The sequence below is a fragment of the Planctomicrobium stercoris genome (assembly GCF_051465655.1).
Taxonomy (GTDB): Bacteria; Planctomycetota; Planctomycetia; order Planctomycetales; family Planctomycetaceae; genus Planctomicrobium.
Window position 1 is genome coordinate 2,062,923 of the sequence record NZ_CP195791.1, and the last position, 19,816, is coordinate 2,082,738.

General features: G+C 57.0%; 16 protein-coding genes. 5 read left to right on the forward strand and 11 right to left on the reverse strand.

All coding sequences use genetic code 11. The annotated features are described in order from the left end of the window. Positions 1-151: 151 nt before the first annotated feature. The gene (locus tag SH661x_RS08525; protein WP_437229950.1) at positions 152-511 is read right to left on the reverse strand and encodes a hypothetical protein; all 360 of its coding nucleotides are present in this window, start codon (positions 509-511) and stop codon (positions 152-154) included. Between the two features lie 316 nt (positions 512-827). On the opposite strand from SH661x_RS08525, the gene SH661x_RS08530 reads away from it, so the two are divergent. Next, positions 828-2,129: a phenylacetate--CoA ligase family protein gene (locus SH661x_RS08530; RefSeq protein ID WP_437229952.1), complete on the forward strand. Its 1,302-nt coding sequence runs from the start codon at positions 828-830 to the stop codon at positions 2,127-2,129. A gap of 362 nt (positions 2,130-2,491) precedes the next feature. On the opposite strand, the gene SH661x_RS08535 is transcribed toward SH661x_RS08530, so the two are convergent. The 6 genes from SH661x_RS08535 to SH661x_RS08560 form a co-directional block, all read right to left on the reverse strand. Beyond that, positions 2,492-4,231: an alpha-keto acid decarboxylase family protein gene (locus SH661x_RS08535; protein WP_437229954.1), complete on the reverse strand. Its 1,740-nt coding sequence runs from the start codon at positions 4,229-4,231 to the stop codon at positions 2,492-2,494. Positions 4,232-4,439: 208 nt separating this feature from the next. Then, positions 4,440-5,423, reverse strand: coding sequence for a CAF17-like 4Fe-4S cluster assembly/insertion protein YgfZ (ygfZ, locus tag SH661x_RS08540; protein ID WP_437229956.1), 984 nt, complete (start codon positions 5,421-5,423; stop codon positions 4,440-4,442). Positions 5,424-5,458: 35 nt separating this feature from the next. Further along, entirely contained in the window at positions 5,459-5,974 is a 516-nt protein-coding gene (locus tag SH661x_RS08545) for a glutaredoxin family protein (protein WP_437229958.1), read from the reverse strand. A 162-nt stretch (positions 5,975-6,136) separates the two neighbouring features. Then, positions 6,137-6,523 (reverse strand): preQ(1) synthase, encoded by a 387-nt coding sequence (gene queF, locus SH661x_RS08550; RefSeq protein WP_437229960.1) that lies wholly within the window; start codon positions 6,521-6,523, stop codon positions 6,137-6,139. 148 nt (positions 6,524-6,671) lie between these two features. After that, positions 6,672-8,042: an anti-sigma factor family protein gene (locus SH661x_RS08555; RefSeq protein WP_437229962.1), complete on the reverse strand. Its 1,371-nt coding sequence runs from the start codon at positions 8,040-8,042 to the stop codon at positions 6,672-6,674. Between the two features lie 8 nt (positions 8,043-8,050). Next, positions 8,051-8,602 carry a sigma-70 family RNA polymerase sigma factor gene (locus tag SH661x_RS08560; RefSeq protein WP_437229964.1) on the reverse strand — a complete coding sequence of 184 codons (552 nt, stop codon included), beginning with the start codon at positions 8,600-8,602 and terminating at the stop codon, positions 8,051-8,053. 332 nt (positions 8,603-8,934) lie between these two features. Here SH661x_RS08560 and SH661x_RS08565 point away from each other — a divergent pair, with 332 nt between their 5' ends. After that, a complete protein-coding gene (locus SH661x_RS08565; protein ID WP_437229966.1) occupies positions 8,935-10,818 on the forward strand; it encodes a family 16 glycoside hydrolase in 1,884 nt (627 codons plus the stop codon). Positions 10,819-10,957: 139 nt separating this feature from the next. On the opposite strand, the gene SH661x_RS08570 is transcribed toward SH661x_RS08565, so the two are convergent. The 3 genes from SH661x_RS08570 to SH661x_RS08580 all read right to left on the reverse strand — a co-directional run bounded on the left by SH661x_RS08570 (position 10,958) and on the right by SH661x_RS08580 (position 15,472). Then, positions 10,958-13,072 carry an elongation factor G gene (locus tag SH661x_RS08570; protein WP_437229968.1) on the reverse strand — a complete coding sequence of 705 codons (2,115 nt, stop codon included), beginning with the start codon at positions 13,070-13,072 and terminating at the stop codon, positions 10,958-10,960. Between the two features lie 776 nt (positions 13,073-13,848). Continuing rightward, positions 13,849-14,220 (reverse strand): hypothetical protein, encoded by a 372-nt coding sequence (locus SH661x_RS08575; RefSeq protein WP_437229970.1) that lies wholly within the window; start codon positions 14,218-14,220, stop codon positions 13,849-13,851. Positions 14,221-14,281: 61 nt separating this feature from the next. Beyond that, the gene (locus tag SH661x_RS08580; protein ID WP_437229972.1) at positions 14,282-15,472 is read right to left on the reverse strand and encodes a molybdopterin-binding protein; all 1,191 of its coding nucleotides are present in this window, start codon (positions 15,470-15,472) and stop codon (positions 14,282-14,284) included. 522 nt (positions 15,473-15,994) lie between these two features. Here SH661x_RS08580 and SH661x_RS08585 point away from each other — a divergent pair. Then, positions 15,995-17,047 carry an FAD-dependent oxidoreductase gene (locus SH661x_RS08585; protein WP_437229974.1) on the forward strand — a complete coding sequence of 351 codons (1,053 nt, stop codon included), beginning with the start codon at positions 15,995-15,997 and terminating at the stop codon, positions 17,045-17,047. A gap of 258 nt (positions 17,048-17,305) precedes the next feature. Continuing rightward, a complete protein-coding gene (locus SH661x_RS08590; RefSeq protein ID WP_437229976.1) occupies positions 17,306-18,130 on the forward strand; it encodes an inositol monophosphatase family protein in 825 nt (274 codons plus the stop codon). Positions 18,131-18,158: 28 nt separating this feature from the next. On the opposite strand, the gene SH661x_RS08595 is transcribed toward SH661x_RS08590, so the two are convergent. Beyond that, positions 18,159-18,566, reverse strand: a complete 408-nt coding sequence (locus tag SH661x_RS08595; protein WP_437229978.1) for an acyl-CoA thioesterase — start codon at positions 18,564-18,566, stop codon at positions 18,159-18,161. Between the two features lie 122 nt (positions 18,567-18,688). Here SH661x_RS08595 and SH661x_RS08600 point away from each other — a divergent pair, with 122 nt between their 5' ends. Then, the gene (locus SH661x_RS08600) at positions 18,689-19,738 is read left to right on the forward strand and encodes a leucine-rich repeat domain-containing protein (protein ID WP_437229980.1); all 1,050 of its coding nucleotides are present in this window, start codon (positions 18,689-18,691) and stop codon (positions 19,736-19,738) included. The last annotated feature ends 78 nt before the right edge of the window (positions 19,739-19,816 follow it).

Sequence of the window (19,816 nt, forward strand, 5' to 3'; positions counted from 1 at the left end):
CATTGAAGAAGAAGAGTCAGCTTCAATGAAATCCCAAATCCCAAATCCCAAATCCCAAATCCCAAATCCCAAATCCCAAATCCCAAATGACAAATCCCAAATGACAAATCCCAAGTGACAAATCCCAAATGACAAATTTCCCCCCCCCCCGTCAGTCTGCCTCCCTCCCTTCAACCTCCATCTCCAACCCCGCGCCGAAGTCTTCCGCGTTTTCCGCTTCCCAGTTCAGTTCGTCATCGAGGTCCAGAAACTCCGGCGAGGCCTGAAAGTCCTGACGCAGCTCCTGCTTGATGCGCGCCAGGCAGCGGGTGACGTGCCCTTTGGGGTGGCCGAAGACGTTGCCGATCCGGTCCAGTGGCCATCCGGCGTTTTCACGCAGGGCCAGCATCGCAAGGTATTTCCAACGCCGGGAGTCCTCACCGGCAAAGTGTTCGTGGATGATCTGCCAGAACTGATCTGGGCCCGAGCGTGGAAGAAGAATCTTGGTACCATTCGGGCGGGAGACGGACATGGATTCACCTCGTTCGGAAGCTGGAACTGACGATGACGACCTGCATTGGATCGCCTGCGTGTTGCGCAAACGCGCAGCGTGAATCTGGTAAATGAGCCGTGGGAAGAGGAGATTCGAAAGATTTTGATTTTTGCCGAGAAGCTGCCCCCGCTATCGATGTGAGTCTGGTACTCGCATGAAGGCTTCCCGCCAATATTCCTCTATGGTCTCTCGACTCTCCGCTCGGGATGTCATCCATCTTGAATCCCGGTAAACTCAAGCATCCCCCAAAGCTCACCCTGACCCCTGACCCCCATTCCCCTGCCCCACCCGACCTATGCAGCTTGATCGACCCGAGACTGGTTCACGTCACGCACTGGATGCGAGGCAACTCTCGCAGTTCAACGCATTGCTCGCTGAGGTCTATGCGCGGAACCCCTTCTGGCAGGCGAGACTGAAGGACGCTGGAATCTCAGGACAACCGCTCACTGCATTGCAGCAGCTGCAAGATTTTCCCCTGCTGACGAAAACGGAACTGGTCGAAGATCAGCAGCGGCACCCCCCCTTCGGGTCGAATCTGACATACCGGCTGACCCGCTATTCACGGCTGCATCAGACTTCGGGGACGACCGGCCAGCCAATGCGGTGGCTTGATACTCCGCAGAGCTGGGACTGGCTGATGGAATGCTGGGCTCAGATCTACAGACTGGTCGAGGTGAAGCCCGAAGATGTCTTTGCGTTTCCATTTTCGTTCGGCCCGTTCATTGGTTTCTGGGCAGCTTTTGAGGGGGCACAGCGGATTGGAAATCTCTCTCTGACCATGGGGGGAATGAGCAGCGAATCCCGTTTGAAGATGATTTGCGAGATGAAAGCAACGATCGTCTGTTGCACGCCGACCTATGCACTCAGGCTGGCCGATGTCGCTGCTCAGGAAGGCATCCCACTGGCCGACAGCTCTGTGCGGATGTTGATTCTCGCAGGTGAGCCCGGAGGTTCCGTACCCGCCATCCGTGAACGGATCCAGCGGGATTGGGGGGCGCGAGTGATCGATCACTGGGGAATGACCGATATCGGGTCGCTCGGAATTGAAACTGTTCAGTCTCCCGGATCGCTGACCATTCTCGAGGCACAATGCATCCCCGAAATCATCGACCCGGAAACTGCTCTCCCGGTCGAACCGGGGCAGCTTGGCGAACTGGTGATCACAAATCTGGGACGCTGGGGACAACCTGTCATTCGTTATCGCACCGGCGATCTGGTGCGCGCGACAGCGACTCGCAGTGCTGACGGACTCGCCATGCTGCAGCTGGAGGGAGGAATTCTCGGCCGCACGGATGACATGGTGACCATCCGCGGAAACAACGTCTTTCCTTCCAGCCTGGATGCGGTGTTGCGTGAGTGCGACGAGGTGGCGGAGTACCGGACGACGGTCGTGACCCGAAAGTCGATGCCGCATCTGCGGATCGAAATTGAACCGGTCTTCCCAGCTGCCGACCATCCCGAACGTGCACAGCATTTGCTGGGCATGATCGAACGGCTGATCAAGAATCGCCTGAACTTTCAGGCGGAAGTGACGGCTGTTGAGTCTCTTCCCCGATTCGAACTCAAAGCCCGCCGATTCTTCCGCGAGGACCGATAGAAGAAGAAATGAACCACGGAAGAAACGGAAAAGACGGAAGAAACAATGGCCCGGAAGGTTCGAGCTTTCAAGGTTTGTGGATGACTAACATGACGTCATTGACTGACAATTCCGACATGTTTACGGCACTGGCAGAGCCTCAGGCGTTGTTGTTCTTATGGGTGAGCTGGTCAGGCCAAGCTCAGGCCTCAAAGAACTTATAAGTCAGTTCACCAACACCGTATTATTCAGTTTTTTGAAGTAAGTCTGAGCGACTTTGCACTTCGCCCGCTGACGGTTGCCGTAAGAAATTTTCAAGCCCTCTTTCAATTCTTTTCCGTGTCTTCCGCTTTTTCCGTGGTTAAAATTCTTGTCGTCCCCTCTCACAACTGCTTCGACATATTCTCCGCCAGCCGTTCCAGTGCCGGGCTCACGTCGTTGGGCTCCAGGTGCACGTTGAGGATGCTGTAGGCGTCCTGATGGGCGAGGGCTGCTTTCATGGACTGCTGGAGTTCGCCGAATGTCCTCACTTCGAACCCCCAGCCGGCTCCGAGGAGGTCCGGCATGCGGTGGTAGTTCCAGTTCAGAATGTCGTTGAAGGGACCTTCCTGCAGGAACCGTTCCGTGGTGTAGCCTTTGTTGTTCAGCACGACGACGATGGGATTGAAGGAGTGCCGCACGATGCTGGAGAGTTCCAGACAGGTCATCTGAAACGCTCCATCGCCCACGAGCACCAGCGGTCTGAGGTTGCGATCGGCGATCTGCACCCCCAGCGAAGCGGGGACGGCAAAACCCATCGACGTGTAGTAGGCGGGACTGATGAATTCTGTGTGCTTGTGGATCGTCAGATCCGAGGCTGCGAAGAGCGAATCCCCCACGTCCGCGATGACGACCATCTGATCGTCCAGAATTTCGTCGATATGATCGAACAGACTGACGATGCTGACGTTGTCCTTGGCGTGATGGTTTCCGCGCGGACGTGGGACGCGTGCCGGAAACGGAGTCTTTGATTTCCGCAGCTTCTCTTCCCCCAGCCCTTTCACAAAATCCTGCAGCAGCACATCGTGAAAATGATGATGCCCGATTCGCAGCTGCTCGCTGGTGACATAGATGCACTGACCGGGATCGAGTTTTGCGGTGTAAATTCCGAGGTTGATATCGGTCATGAACGTTCCCAGAAGGATGACGCAGTCACTCTCCTCGACGAACTTCGTGACGGCCTTTCTTCCCATCGCTCCTTCATAGACGCCGACATACAGCGGGTGACGCTCGCTGACGACCGACTTGCCCAGCAGCGTCGCGCACATGGGGATCTGGTTTTTCTCAGCGAGCTTCAGAACCTCTTCCTGAAGTCCGAATCGATGGATTTCCACGCCTGCGATGATGACTGGCGACTTCGCAGCGGAGATGCGGTCACGGGCCGCACTGAGCGCCGCTTCCAAGGCTTCCCCGCTGCTTTGAGGGATCACATCCAGGGGCTGATGCGGGACGAGTGAATGGGCCTGCACCCGGTCGCGTGGAATTTCGAGATAGACGGGACGTTTGAACCGGACAGCCGCTTCCAGACAGCGATCGATTTCCCGGAACGCTGTGAGTGGATCATCCAGAGAGGCACTGGCGACGGTGATCTTCTCGAAAATCTCACGCTGAGTGTTGAAGTCCCTAACCTTGTGGTGCAGCAACGGATTGTTACGGCGCTCGTAAATTCCGGGGGCACCGCTGATCACGATGACGGGCGATTTTTCGGCATAGGCCCCCGCGATCGAATTGCACAGGCTCAGGCCGCCGACACAGTAGGTCACGCACACCGCCCCCAGGCCATGCACGCGGGCGTAGGCATCGGCAGCGTACCCGGCACAGTCTTCACGGGTGCATCCCACCACGCGAATCGGACTTTCTTCGAGCATTCCATAGAACTGCAGAACGAAGTCGCCGGGGATTCCAAAAACGTCCTGCAGCCCGTAATCCTGCAGTCGCTGAATCAGATAACGACCGATCGTTTGAGAGTGTGAAGCGGAACTCGCGCCGTTGGAAGCTGTGCTGCCGACAGCGATTTTTCGAACGGGAACCTTCGTCACGCGGGTTCCAGTCTCGGCATGTTTTCGAACCGTCTTGCGCGCCATGGGGAATCCTCCTCAATGACCGACATTCTGAAGACAGAGCTTCTGCGACGTCGCACGATGACCGTTTCCCCAAATTATAGCAATGGGAAGTGTGGCGACAGCAGGATTTCGCGAGCCGAAGTTGAGTGCTGAGAGTCGAGAGTCGAGAGTCCAGAGTCCAGAGGGAGTCTTGCGTTGGTTGGAGGGTGCAGTGATCTTTGGGGCGAGTTCAGTTGGCTGGGAGGTGGGGCCAGAAGATGGTTGCGGGGAGGTCGGTTTCTGTTGTCCGCACGGTGAGAGCGGTTCCGGGGGCTGCGTGTTGCGTTCGAATCATCGCCAAGGCGACCGTTGCGGAACGCGTTGGAGAATAGTCTGCCGATGTGATTCGCCCGACTTCTTTTTCTGCTGCCATGACCGCAGCTCCCACCGACACCTCATCACCCTGAATCAGCATCCCCCGCAGTTCGCGATTCGTATGTCCCATCGCATCCAGCCGGGCGATCGGCTCCTGCCCCAGATAACATCCTTTGGTGAAGCTGATGGCCTGCGTGGTGCGGGCAGCGGTCTGGGCCAGATCTTCCGCCGAAAGGTCCCGTCCGTACCAGGGGAATCCCGCTTCGATTCGAAGAATGTCGAAGAGTGTGGAAGTCCCCAGTGCCAGAAATTCCGCGGGGATTCGTTCCCTCAGCGCAGCAACTGCGTCACGCCCACCGGAGATCAGGATTGCAGGTTCGGGGAGCATGTCGGTTCCAGCAAGCAGCAGCTCACCTGCCTCAGATGCAAACAGTTCACACCGCCCCACCCGCAGGTCAACTGGCTTTCCGAATGCCGTCTCCAGGACCGCCTGAATGCCAGCTCCATGCAGGCAGAGCAGACCCAGTTCCGCGGAGCGGTCTGTGATCGTCACCGGGGCATCGAGCAGATATTTGGTGAGGTGTGAAACGAGTGTCGAAGCTGAGCCCGGAACAGCGATCAGTCGAAGTCGGTCCTGAATGGCGAGGACCAGAACATGCCCGAGGATCCGGCCCTTGATGTCGCAGATGAACGCTTCGCACGACTCTCCGCTGCTCAGCTTCTTGATGTCGTTTGTGCAGAAGTTATGCAGAAATGACCGCGCCTGATCGCCACTCATCTCCACTTGCGACCAGTCGGACAGGTCAAAGGAGACAGCTCCGATCTCTGCCAGTGATTGAGAATTCGGCTGGATAGTCACCGGAGGCTCCTGCTGCTGACGTCTGTTCCCGTTTCCTATCGATGGCGCAAGCGAGACTGCGGCATCGTTCCTTCAATCAATCTTCGCAGAAGCACATCGTTGATGCTTCCACGAAAGCGGACTCTTCCATCGATCTCGACGACGGGAACGGTCTCATCGAATCGCTCGAGTAACTCGGGGTCCTCGTCGATGTTCACTTCGGAAGGGACCGGAACCCACTGCCGATATTCCGCCAGTGTTTCCATGGCATCTTCGCAGAGGGGACAGTCCGGTCGAGAGTAGACAATGACGGTGCGAAACCGGATACCGGGCCGGGTCGGTCGCCACGCGGCTCGCCGGTGCCCTGCCTGCCAGAGCAGCCGGATTCCCACAATCATGCTCACCACGCACCCCAGTGCCCAGATCGCGGAATTGCCGCGAATGAACCGTTCCAGTGCTGCCGGCAGTCCCTGCAGTTCACTGGCCAGCCACAGAAATCCCCCGATCACACCCAGAATCAGGAGCGTGCTTCCCAGAAACACGCGTGTTGAGTTCGAGGGTGAAGCGGGCATGTGACACCGGATGAAGAATCGTCTTCGAGAGTACTACTGTCCGACTTCTCTAAAAGCTCAGCGAGTTTTTTCAGAGCACGAGGCGTGAGCGAGTGCATTGTTTACGTAGATAACGCCATGCACTTGCTGACGCGGCGTGCTCTGAAAGCGGCAACTGCGGTGCTACGATTTTCCGGCGCGCTCGATCGGCAACTCCGGATGCTCCACAATCACGGTCGTCCGGATGCCGCCTCGTGGAGTGAACGCCGCTTCAATCTTCATCCAGCGGGGCTCGGTCACCGCCACGAGATCGTCGAGGATGGTGTTTGTCACCCGCTCGTAGAACGCACCATGATTGCGATATTGCTGCAGGTACATCTTCAGCGATTTCAGTTCGAAGCACTTCCCGTCCGGAATATACGAAATCGTCAGAGTGCCGAAGTCAGGCTGGCCGGTCTTCGGACACAGCGAGGTGAATTCGGGGCAGATTGTATCAATGACGTAATTTCGCTGCGGAAATGGGTTTTCGAATGTTTCGAGCAGATCCCGGGTCGGGTCGGACGTAGCCATGAGCAAACTTTTTTCTGCGAAGAGAACAAGATCCTGGAAGGATTGAATAGCGGAGATCTGCAAGCATAGCTCCACCGGACGACACGTCAACGGACGGGCGGAGTTCAGCCCGTTGATGCGTCGCGTCCGGATCGGCGGATCCACCCGATTAATTGTTGGGTGAAGTCGATGCGGGAGACTGTGGTTTGAGCAGGATGAACGCGCGGAACCGGGGAGCATCTTCCCAGTTCGCTCCGGGTTCCTGGGGCGTCTGGCTTTCCGCTGCTTTGGCCGAAAATCCCTGCTTGGCCCGGGCATTCTGAAGTGCGGGCGCCGATTGCCCCACAGGGAGCGGCGGGGCAGGAGCAGCCAGAGCATCCGCCATCTTCGTCGATTTCGATGCACGAGCTGCAGCACCACTTTGCTCAGCGGGGAGCGATTTCGCGACGGGCATCCCGGCTCGACGCGGACTTCCAGAATTGTCGATGACCGACTGGTCCGCCAGCTGCTGGAAGTTGAATTGTCGCTGCTGCTGCTGCTGCTGCTGCCGATCCGACTTGTCCTCTCGCTTTGCTGGGCTGCCGAACTGATCGGAGGTCTCGTTTGGCTGCACCGTGCGGGACACGGTCGAGCGGGCCTGCGTCTCCGCAAGCGAGTGATCCGTCTGGTTCAGATTCACCCCGTCTTCCACATACATCACCGCGTCGAAGGCTGCGACGTTGTTGAGCACATGGGCCATTTCAGGGCCGTCCATCTCCAGCTCCAGCCCGACAGCGGTCAGCTTCGGAACCCCGAATTGCTGCAGATTGGCGGAGAGGACCCGATTGTCGCCCGAACGAACCTGCTGCTGTTCGACAAGGACCTGCACCTGATTCATGGCCTTCATGACGTCGACGACCGTGAACTCAATGACGATGGGAGTCTCCCCATCATCGTCCTGGATGCTTCCCGGAACGTTGATGGTGTTTCCGACCACCGGCATGCGGTTCAGATCCTGAATCCGGCGGCGGATCTCTTCTTTGGAAAGGCTGACGACCGGGACGGGTGGAAAAGCGTCATCACCCTCACGACTGAATTGCGGGGCCATATCCGCACTGCTCTCGTTGAGGCTCGTTACGGGGCTGGGCATGGCTTCCGGAACAGCTTCGGTATTGACGGCCAGAGACTCTTTGAACTGCTGCTGGTGTTGAACATCCTTCGGTAAATTCAGTGAAATGCTGACGACCACCAGCAGGCAGGCTGCCACCGCCACAGCGCTCCAGCGGGCGATCCGTCCGAGTCCGGCAGACCCGCCACTTCTGGATGCGCGTGGAGAAATCCGGCGTTGATCGATCTGATGCAGGACCTCAGTCCGCATCTCGGGGGGAGCGTACGGACGGGGCAGCATCCGCACCTGCAGGCTGACCTCTTTCATTTCGGCCAGCAGTTCCCGCAACTCGGACGATTCCTGCAGGCGGCGCTCAACGTCAGCCTTCTCGGCCGGGGACAATTCCCCGTCGAGGTAAGCGGATAACAGTTCTTCTGGATGTTGAGTGGACATGGTTTCAGTCACTTCAGCTCGCGTTCGACAACGCGGGCCAGTCTTTCGCGGAGCAATTGGCGGGCGCGATGAATTCGACTCCGGACCGTCCCGATCGGGCAGCCCGACAATTCCGCAATTTCTTCGTAACTCAGCCCTTCAATCTCTTTGAGTACGATGGCGTCCCGGTATTCCGTTCCCAGTTGATCCAGCGCAGCTCGCACCTGCCGCTGGGCGTCATCCGTCTGTAGATTCCGGGTGGGATCGGCCGAAGCACGGTCGTCTTCCGGTTCGACTCCGACCCGTTCTTTGTATTCGTCCAGCGAGTGACGGGTCTGCTTGCGTCTGCGGCTGGAGATCGCTGCGTTGTAGGCGATGCGAAACAGCCACGCGTAAAACGAAGCTTCCTGCCGGAACGTTCCCAGTTTCTCGTACGCCAGCAGGAACGCATCCTGTCCGACATCCCGCGCATCATGAACGGACCCCAGCAGCTGAACCAGCGTGCCGTAAAGACGGTCCTGATGCTTGAGCATCAGTTCGCCAAAGGCATCCCGGTTCCCTGCCAGAGTCGATTCAATCAAGCGAGAATCGTCTGACGTCATGATCACCACGATAAGACGCAAGGGGTCTGCAAAGAGTTCCCTTTATTATGGGAAGCGCGGGTGTTTGCGTAAACACCGAAATGCCAATGAGTCCCGTCCCACAGGCCGGTGACACGCCTCGCAGGTCTGCATCTCGTGAATCTTATGGGCCCCGTTCCCGTCCTTTGCGGAACCGGCAGGACGAGACTACCATCCAAAGCGATGCAAGTCGTTCAGCCGGATACGGAACATCGTCACCGTGAGTGTGACCACGCTTCGGCCTGCTGACCCCGGACTTCCTGCCTCCTTCCCTTTCAACGTGAAGACCTTCCATGAAATATCGCGTGATCACAGCTGCTGCACTTTTTCTGGCTGGTGCAGCCGGTGAACTTGCTGCCAATGAACCGAATCAGCTGACCCCGAACGAAGAACTCTCTGGCTGGAAACTTCTCTTCGACGGCAAAACGACCAACGGCTGGCACACCTATAAAGAGAAAGAACTTCGCCCCCAATGGGTCGTTGAAGATGGGGCTCTGGTGCTGAAGTCCAAGGGGGGCGGCGACATCACGACCGATGGCGAGTATGACAGCTTCGAACTGGTGCTGGATTATAAAATCGGTCCCAAAGGCAACAGCGGACTGATGTTTCATGCTCCCGAAGGACCCAACTGGGCCCCTTTTGAAGGGCCTGAAGTTCAGATTCAGGACAACATTGAAGGGAAAGACCCCCAGAAGTCGGGCTGGCTGTATCAGCTTTATCAGCCCGGCACGAATAAGAATACCGGCGAAATCGTCGACGCCACTCATCCTCCCGGAGAATGGAACCAGCTGTATCTGCGAGTCACGCCACAGAACTGCGAAGTCCAGATGAACGGTGTGCAGTACTACAGCTTCCAGAAGGGGTCCGAGGACTGGAAGAAGCGGGTCGCCGCCAGCAAGTTCGCCGAGTTCCCGGAGTTTGGGACCTTCACCAAAGGCCACATTGCCCTGCAGGACCACGGCGATGAAGTGGCCTTCCGCAACATCAAGATCCGGGAACTGAAGCCGGAACAGCAGTCTCCGAACATCTCCACCGGAGAACTCGATCTCAAGCCGGTGCTGGCCTTCCCGAAGCTCCAGTGGGAAAACTGGGAACCGGAAGACGCAGCCGGTCGCGTGCAGTCCTTCCGTCCTGTTGTCATTACTTCGGCCAATGATTCCACCAACCGGCTGATTGTCGGCGAACAGCATGGTGCGATCTGGGCATTCGAAAACAAGCCGGATGTCACCAGCTCCAAGCTGCTGCTGGATATCCGTGATCGCGTGAACTACAGCGACAAGCAGAACGAAGAAGGTCTGCTCGGTCTCGCTTTTCATCCGAAGTTCGCTGAGAACGGTCTCTTCTACGTTTACTACACCCAGAAGCCCGGCCTGATCAGCGTGGTCTCTCAGTTCCAGGTTTCCAAGGACGATCCTAACCGTGCCGACCCAGCCACTGAAAAGAAGCTGCTGACGATCGAACAGCCCTACTGGAACCACAATGGCGGAACGATCTGCTTTGGTCCTGACGGGTTTCTCTACATCGCATTGGGAGACGGGGGAGCGGGGAATGATCCCCATGGCAACGGCCAGAACCTGGGAACCCTGCTCGGCAAGATCCTGCGGATCGACGTTGATCACGCTGCGGACGGTCAGGCATATGGCATTCCCAAGGACAATCCTTTCGTGGGAAACAAAGAGGCCAAGCCCGAGATCTATGCTTATGGGTTCCGGAATCCTTGGCGAATCGCCTTCGACCGCAAGACCGGTCATCTCTGGTGTGCGGATGTCGGGCAGAATCTCTGGGAAGAAATCGACATTGTCGAAAAAGGGGGCAACTACGGCTGGAATTCCTTTGAAGGAACTCACCCCTTCGGCTCCAAAACGCTCGATCCGGCCAAGACCATCTTCCCCATCTGGGAATACGATCATCAGGTCGGCAAGTCGATCACCGGCGGCTCGGTCTATCGCGGAAAAGCGGTTCCGGAACTGGCTGGGAAGTACCTGTACGCCGATTACGTGACCGGAAAAATCTGGGCACTGTACTACGATGAAGATGCGAAAAAGGTGATCTCCAACGAAACGATCCCGGCAGACGCCATGCCGGTGATCACTTTCGGCGAAGATGATGCCGGCGAAATCTACTTCGGCATCGTCGCCCCGAGCGGCAACGGGATCTTCAAGTTCGTGAAGAACTAAGTACGTCTCCTCCGGAGTCTTTCACCACGGAAGGCACGGAATTCACGGAAACATGAGAAGTGGCAACATATACGGGCCGTCGCTTCTAAAACGTTTTCCGTGATTTTCCGTTCATTCCGTGGTTCATTTTTTCTGTGGGTCAGTGCGCTTCCCCGTTGTGGCTTTGTGCGTGAGCCTTCACGATCTTCTGCTGTTCATTCGGCGGCACCATTTCGTAGCTGGCGAATTCCATTGTGAACGACCCCTGTCCCCCTGTCAGTCCGGACAGGGCGCGGGCGTAGGTCATCACTTCCGCCAGCGGAATCTTCGCGTGGATCAACGAGAATCCCCCGGGGACTTCTTCCATCCCTTCCATGCGCCCGCGTCGGGTGTTCAGGTCGCTGCTGATGTCTCCGATTCGGTCGCTGGGAATGGTAATTTCCACCTGCATGATGGGCTCGAGCAGAGTCGGCTGGGCATTCTGAAAAATCTCTTTCAGGCACATGCTCCCCGCAGTCTTGAACGCAGCTTCGTTGCTGTCGACCGGATGATCCTTCCCGAAAAAGAGTTCGACGACGATGTCCTGAACCTGACAGCCGGCAACGATCCCCTGACACATCCGCTCGCGAATCCCCTTCTCCACAGCGGGAATGAACTGGTTGGGGACCGATCCCCCGCTGACGGCATCGATGAAGCAGAAGTTGAGGTCGGGGTCGTAGTGAAAGGCCCGCATCCCTTCGAATCGGGAGCGTGTGAAGTACTCGTCGGGATGAATTCCATGCGGGCACGCGGAGACCCGAAGGTGAACCTCGGCGAACTGCCCCGATCCGCCCGACTGCTTCTTGTGGCGGTAGCTTCCCTCGGCTGAAGCTGCGACTGTTTCGCGATATGGGATGCGCGGCTGGTGGGTGATGACATCGACCTTCTCCCGATTGTGCAGCCGGTTCTGGATCAGCTGCAGGTGCAGCTCACTCATCCCCTCCATGACCATCTCATGTGTCTGGTCTTCGCGGTGGACTTTGAACGTCGGATCTTCTTCTTCGATCTTGTGCAGGGCTGCGGAAATCTTGGCCTGATCCGCCCTGCTCTTCGGCTCAACCGCCAGACCGATCATCGGGCGCGGAAACGCCATTGGCGGCATCGTGATGTGATCCGATCCGTCGGAGATGACGTCTCCGGTATGCAGGTCTTCAATCCGGGAGACCGCGACGATGTTTCCGGCGATCGCTTCATCCACGTTCTCGTGCTGCCCTCCCTGCACATCAATCAGGTGATGCACCTTGATCGACTTGTCAGTCCCCACGACGTGAACGGTGGAATCCTTCTTCAGAGTTCCTGAATAGATTCGCAGGTAATTGACCTTCGAAACGAACGGATCGATGCGGGTCTTGATCACCTGTGCCACAAGCGGTCCGTTCGGATCCGGCTGAATCAACAGGTCTTCGCCGTCTTTGAGCACATGTCGCTGGACCTGGGCTGGCGAGGGGGCGTACTTTGCCAGGGCGTCCATCAGTTCTGAGACTCCGATGTCGGATTTCACCGCTGTGCAGAAGACGGGAATGAGGGTGCCAGCGACGATTGCCTTCGAAATGGCACGGTCCAGCTCTTCGCCCGAGATCGTTTCCCCTTCAAAGTAACGGGACATCAATTCTTCATCCGCCTCGACGACAGCTTCGATCAGCTGCTGATTGGCAGCGACCGGATCCAGGGCAGCGTCACTGGGGATCTCTTTGGGAAGATGCACCGTGCTGATGACACCATGAATCTGCGGGCCGGTCCCCAGCGGAATCGTCAGCGGCACGCAGCCCTGTCCAAACTGTTCACGAACACTCGCCATCAGCTCCGGCAGCTTGACGTTTTCCCCGTCGCACTTGTTGAGCACCAGGCATCGGGCCAGCCCGCGATTTCCCGCATGCTGAAACGACTTCCGGGTATTCATTTCGATCCCGTGAGGAGCGTTCACGGTGATCAGCACTGTTTCGGCAGCGCGGTAGGCTCCGATCACCTGCCCCACAAAGTCCGGCATCCCCGGCGCATCGATCATGTTGATACGTGATCCGCCGTGCTCGAAGTGGCAGACATGTGACGTGATGGAGTGATGCCGCTGCTTTTCGTCGTCATCGATATCGAGCAGGCTGGTCCCTTCGTCGGGCGAACCAATACGGCGGTTCACTCCCGACTTATACAGCATCAAATCCGCAAGCGACGTTTTCCCCGTCGCTCCATGTCCGACCAGCACGACGTTTCTGAGTTCTTCCACCGGATGACGAGGCATGAGCATCTCCTGCAAAGGTGTGAGAATGAACAGCGCGAAGTGCGCAGAAGCGATGTGAGAATACAGACAACCCGTTCGAGACAACGCGACCAATGCTTATGTTTAACCGCGACTCGCAGAGGAGCGATTTTCCAAATGCACGACACTTTGACCACGATCGACTTGTGATCAGATCGTCACAGAAAACGCGGGGCTCGAAGAGATTTTCCAGAAGCCGCCTGTTGGTCGCGACAACCCCAGCGTCGCGACCGGCGGCCGGTAAGCCGCCGGGAGTTGGTCCAGACATGTCGGCCAGAAGGCTCATGACATTCGTCCTGCCAAAACTCGATCTGCCTGCATTCGTCAGAATGAGTCCCTGTCCTGACTCTCGCATATCCGTGAGCAAGAGTCCAGCAGGAAGTGAGGGAAAAGCTTTTACCACTGAGACACGGAGAAACGGAGAAACGCTCAACTGCGAATCTTGCGAATGAGGCGAATTTGATTACCTCGAAGAAGATGAACCACGGAAGACACGGAACTCACGGAAAAAAACTGTGGTCAACCGCACTCTCCGGGTGAGCGGTACAATGTATGTCGCACTCTCCGAGTGCGACAACCAGTTCGCTTTCGCACGTGAGATGTGCGCCCCCTTGTCGCTGCAACGATGAAGAAAAGTTTCCGTGAGTTCCGTGTCTTCCGTGGTTCTTTTTTAACCATTGAACACGGTCGACATTCGCGATTCCCACTCTTTCTTCGCATCAGTTACTCTTCGGAAGCTTTCATTTGGTTCAATTCGCTCAGCTTCGGGGAAAACGGTTCTCCGCATCCTCAATTGCGCGCATCAGTTCTTCGCACGATTTGTAGTCCGATATAACGAGGTCATAAGTGTACCCTTCGTCGATAAGGCGCAATGACTTGCCGTAGCCTTTTTGGATATCCCAAATTCCTAAAAAACTGCTTAAGCTCATTCCATCGACCGCAATTGCTTTGAGATCATTGTGAACACGGAATGTCGTGAAATCTTTCGGAAGACGATAAGTGCATTCGATGACGTGGATGCCCGTCCCGTTCTGGATGTTTTCCCAATTCGGCGATCCCTCAAAAATCTGCACGAGTCGTTCCAGATCAAGGACTTCGTACTCACAGCCTAAGATCATGAGAAACGGCATATGTGGCTCCGATTAGACCTGTTCGTTTTCTCCGTGCCTCAGTGCCTCCGTGGTGAACCTCTCAACCGCTCTCGCCGAGCAGTTCCAGTCGCAGCAGGTCGAGAGCCGTTTTCATGGCCCGGACTTTCGTGAAGGCGGGATTACCGCTCCATTTTAACGTCATTTCCCGGGGTTCTTTCCCGCGGCTCAGCAGGCCGATCTGGATCGTTGAAACCAGATGTTCATCCGCGTCGGTCGAGAAGGTTTCCGGTCCCGTCAGCAGAACGAAGTCCGCGTCGGTCTGTGTCTGCAGCGGTTCAGCGAGTGCGAATGGAGAGTCCGTCATGGCAGGGAGCACCGTACCGCCCCGGTAACAGGCAGCTGCCCCGTCGACATGGGCAATGTGTTCTGCCAGCAGACCGCACGTGCCGCATTCGACGCTGGCGAAGGTGAGATTGCGAGCGTTGAGTTCCCGCACCACGATGTGTTCCAGTTCTTCGTCTTCAATTCCGAAGACATAGTTCCCCAGCTTCTCACGGATCTGCTGGGAAGCGTGTTCGATCTTCTTCAGGCATTCCGCTTCACTGTTCCCCTGTGCGACGATTCGCAGCGTGATCGTCGCATCGTGTGCGGTGATTCCGATGTCCGGGTCATGCCCGCGTGCAGTGAGGTCGCCGAGCAGTTCTTCCGTGTTGGATTCTCCAAGGCCAAAGCAGTTGATTCGTGCCCGTCGGATCACGTTCTGGCCCTGTTTCAGGCGGGGCCGGACCTGTTCGAAAAACATCTTCTTCATTTCCGTGGGAACCCCGGGCATGGCTGCGAGAAAACAGGGTTCGCGGCCGGCACGCGGCACGGACATCCAGATGCCGGGTGCAGTTCCAATCGGATTCGTCAGGGGAGTTGCTCCGACAGGAAACATCGCCTGAATCCTGTTTCGTACGGGCATCTCCCGCCCGCGACTGCGAAAGAAACTTTCGACAGCCGCCAATGAAACCGGATCGAGTTCCAGTCCGACTCTGGCAGCCGCTGCCATCGCTTCACGGGTGAGGTCGTCCAAAGTGGGTCCGAGTCCACCTGTGATCAGCACGAGGTCGACTCGATCGCTGGCGGTCCTGAGCACCTGAACGTTCGCATCGAGTTCGTCCGCCACGGTGGTGTGATAAAGAGTGGTGATGCCCAGATCCGCCAGCTGCAGGCTGAGCCATTGGCTGTTGGTGTCGAGTTTCGCTCCGGAGGTGATTTCCGTGCCGATGGAGATGATTTCAGCATGCATTCAGGAGGACTTTCCGAAGTGTCCAGGGAGTTTCGGCTCCGGTCTTGCAGGGAACTGCCTGGCTTTGAGCAGGTGTCATTCAGAGTGGGTGAGGCAAAAGGATTGCGGGATTCCAGAAGCAGAGATTTTCTTAAGCAATCTCGCGCAGAGACGCAGGGGCGCAGAGCAGGAAGGAGGATTCGAATGAACATCCAATGCATTCCTTTCCCGATTCCTCTGCGTCCCAGCGTCTCTGCGCGACTTTATTCTCTGTTTCCAATCTCCAATGCATTGAAAGTTTGAAATTTGAATCAGAGCAAAACCTCTTGTCTTGATTCGCCTGAGTTTATGCATCATTTCGATGAACGCCAGCAGGTCAATCGGAGTGGTGCCGCAATTCGACTTTGTGGGGCGGCTCGCGTGTTCTGGTCGGCGTGGGCAATTCCGTCATAATTCTCCCGGCTCCGTTTGTCAGGGGGGAACGGCTTCGATATTGTGGCTCGACATTTTGCGACGTTTTCAGAATTTGAGGAGCAGACGAACATGGCGGAACGTGTCATCATCATCGGATCTGGACCGGCTGGATGGGCCGCCGCCATTTACGCAGCTCGCGCGAGTCTGGAACCGCTGGTCATTGAAGGGGAAATGACCCAGGAGAACTGGGATCTGGGACGCCCGCCGCTGGGGCAGCTTGCCATCACCACGGAAGTGGAGAACTATCCCGGCTTCCCACACGGAAACATGGAGCATTATCTCGACGACGCCCTGCCGAAAGACCGGCGGGGGATGATGGCTCCGCATAAGAAGGAAGGGGTCAGCGGCCCTGAGCTGATGGAACTGATGCGGCAGCAGGCGATCAATTTCGGCACCCGCACGCTGATGGAAGATGTCGTTGAAGTCGATTTTTCCGGCCGACCCTTCAAGATGAAAACGAGCGGCGGGGGAGAGTACGTCGCTCATTCCGTAATCATCGCGACGGGAGCCCGCGCCAACTATCTGGGGCTGGAATCCGAAAAGCGATTCAAGAACATGGGGGTTTCGGCCTGTGCTGTGTGCGACGGTGCCCTGCCCCGCTTCCGGGATCAGCCGCTGGTCGTCATCGGGGGTGGAGACACCGCCATGGAAGAGTCGGATTACCTGTCGAAGTTCGGCTCGAAGGTGTACATCGTTCATCGCCGGAATGAATTCCGGGCCAGCAAGGTCATGGCCGAGCGCGCTCTAAACAATCCGAAGATCGAAGTGAAATGGAACTCTGTCATTGATGAAGTGCTCGGGACTGATGAACAGGGAGTGACCGGCGTTCGCATCCGCAGTTCAGAAGATCCTGCGAAGTCCGAAGAACTGCAGGTCACCGGTTATTTCGCCGCCATCGGACACACCCCGAATACTGAGTTCCTCAAGGGACAGCTGGAGATGAACTCCAAGGGGTACATCAAGTGGACGGTTCCGTTCCGTACCAACACCAGCGTTGAAGGGGTGTTCGCTGCCGGGGACGTGGCAGACGACAACTACCGTCAGGCGATCACCGCAGCTGGGTCGGGCTGTATGGCTGCACTGGACTGCGAACGCTGGCTGTCGCTGCAGAAGATCCACTAAAAAGATTCAGCACGCAGCTGCGTCTGAAGAAACGAAGCACGAAATTCGAAATCCGAAACAAATTCTAGATTGAGAATTGGAATTTGTTTCGGATTCGCTGCTTCGGATTTTCAACGTTCTCACGGTGTTCGACACCTCTAGACCAGTTTGGTCTATCATGTGCAGGCGATTCAGGGTTTTCACCGCATGAAAGTCCATATGATCGCCTGCGGAACGTAATAGATTATTTGCAAAACCGCTCTAACACGATGTCTCTGTATGGCACTGGAAAACTACAGTCCGGAATTGAATCTTGCCCGGGAAGCTGCGCGGGATGCTGGTGCGCTGTTGATGGATTACCTGAATCGGGGCGTCACCGTCCGCGAAAAAGGGATCAGCGATCTGGTTTCGGAAGCAGATGTTTCGGCGGAGAAGCTGATTCTTGACCGGATCCGGAATGCCTTTCCAGACCACGCGATTCTTGCAGAGGAATCGCAGACAGAGCTGGCGGGCGCGGATGTTCCCGAACACCTGTGGATTGTTGATCCACTCGACGGAACCACCAACTTCCTGCATGGCATCCCGCATTTTGCCGTCTCCATCGCCTATTACCGGGCGGGGGTCGCGGAGTGTGGTGTCGTCTTCAACCCCGCGCGAGACGACTGGTATGTCTGTGCTCGGGGAGCTGGTGCATGGTTTCAGGACGAGCGACTGCAGGTGGGGTCGCAGGAATCGCTGTCGGACTGCCTGGTCGGTCTCGGTTTCTATTACGATCGGGGGGCGATGATGGAAGCCACGCTGGCGACCATTCATCAGCTCTTCAAAACCGGGATCCACGGTGTCCGACGCTTCGGGACAGCTTCGCTGGACCTGGCGCAAGTCGCCCGTGGTTTCTACGGAGCGTTCTTCGAGTATCAGCTTTCCCCCTGGGATTTTGCTGCGGGTCGATTGCTGGTGGAAGAAGCGGGAGGTCGGGTCACCACCGCTCAGGGGCATGACCTGCCGATGAAAAAGGGGAGCGTCCTGGCGTCGAATGGGCTGCTGCATGAAACAATGCTGGGGATCATCGACAAAACCGCCAGCAATCTGTTTCAGCAGTCGTGAAGCTGAGTACTGAGCAGATCCGGCTGACCTACTCCGCCGGAATTTCGAACGCTGCGGACACCTCTTGCGGGATGGCCATCAGCTTTCCCTGCCGGATGTCGACGAACGCCCAGTTGGTCTCGGCCCGGGCGATGAGGGCCTGATCGCGATACATCTCGAACTTCCGGAGTGAGGTGAAACGAGTCATGTCGGCAACCCAGGTTTTGATTCGAATCAGCTCCCCGACCAGTGCCGGCCGTCGATATTCGATGTGGTGTGTCCGAACCAGCCAGGCCCAGCCGCGGTCTTCATAGGCCTGCGTCGACCAGCCCTGCAGCGTGGAATGCGCGATCGCGGCCTCCTGCATCCAGCTGAAGTAGGAGACGTTGTTGGCGTGCCCAAGTCCGTCAATTTCTTCTGAGCGGACCTGGTGTTCGTATTCAAAAAAGAGGGCCATAACAGCTCGTCGCAGGGAATACAGACGGGGGTGAAGTCGATAGAATTGCAGCCGCCGCCTTGGTTTGCTAACCCCGGCGGAAACTTTTTTTCGTAATTTTTTTGAGAAACTGGAGTCGTCGAATGAACTCACGTCGTGCGTTTTCGCAAGCGCTCCTGGGAGCCGTGCTCACGGTTTTTGCTGTCGGCTGTGAACCGAAGCCGGAGCCACCTCCGCCGCCTCCCCCTCCCGCGCCGGTGGTCGTCACTCCTCCTCCGCAGATGACGGAGCCGGAACCCCCTCCTCCGCCGGAAAAAACGGCAGATGAAGTGATCGATGATTTCCTCGCTGTGCCGTCGTATCAGCGAACCGATGAGATGCTACTGAAACTCGCGGAGCTGAAGGAAGGTCTCACCCGCATCACGGAACTGGACCTGTCAAAAGCACCTGTGACGGAAGCGGGACTGGTCGCCCTGGCCTCCTTCCCCCGGCTGCGTCAGCTGAACCTGTCGGACTGCCGTATCAACAACAATGCCCTCAAGGTTCTTCCGGAATGTGAACATCTGGAAGTGCTGCTCCTCAGTAACACATCGACCGACAGCGGCGCGATGATTTATGTCAGTCAGCTGCCGAAGCTGCAGACCTTGTCGCTCTCGGGGACCGCGTTGTCTGATGCGGGTTTTGTTACGCTGAAAGATCTCAACGGGCTCGAGGTGCTGTCTGTTGCCAACAACCCGAACCTGTACGGACGGGAGTTTGGTCGTCTGGTAGACGAAGGGGCGTTCAATCAGTTGAAAGAGTTGGATGTCAACGGGACCCATCTCGCCACATACGGAGCGGATTCGCTTCACAAGCTATCCAATCTCGAAGTCTTTCGCGGTCAGGGGGCCGGCGTCACCGATCCCGTGATGGCCAGCCTGGGCAAATGCGAGAAACTCCGCATCCTGGACATCTCCAATAACCCGGTCACTTCCATCGGAATCAAGAAACTCGGGAAGCTCGACCAGCTGGAAGAATTGAACCTGCGTGAGTGTCGGGCCATTGCTGACATCGCGTTTAACACGCTCCGGTTCAACAAGAGCCTGAGAAGTCTGGACGTGACCGACACAGCCTGCACCGTGCAGGCGGTCCAGTTGCTGGCGGACAAGTTCCTGCCGGGAGCGGAGATCACGTTCAATAACAACGTCTACTGAAGAGTTGACAACGTTCAGGTTCGGGCCGCATGCGTGCGTGTGCGGCTCGGCCTTTCAGAAAGAGCAGACAGTTTTCGA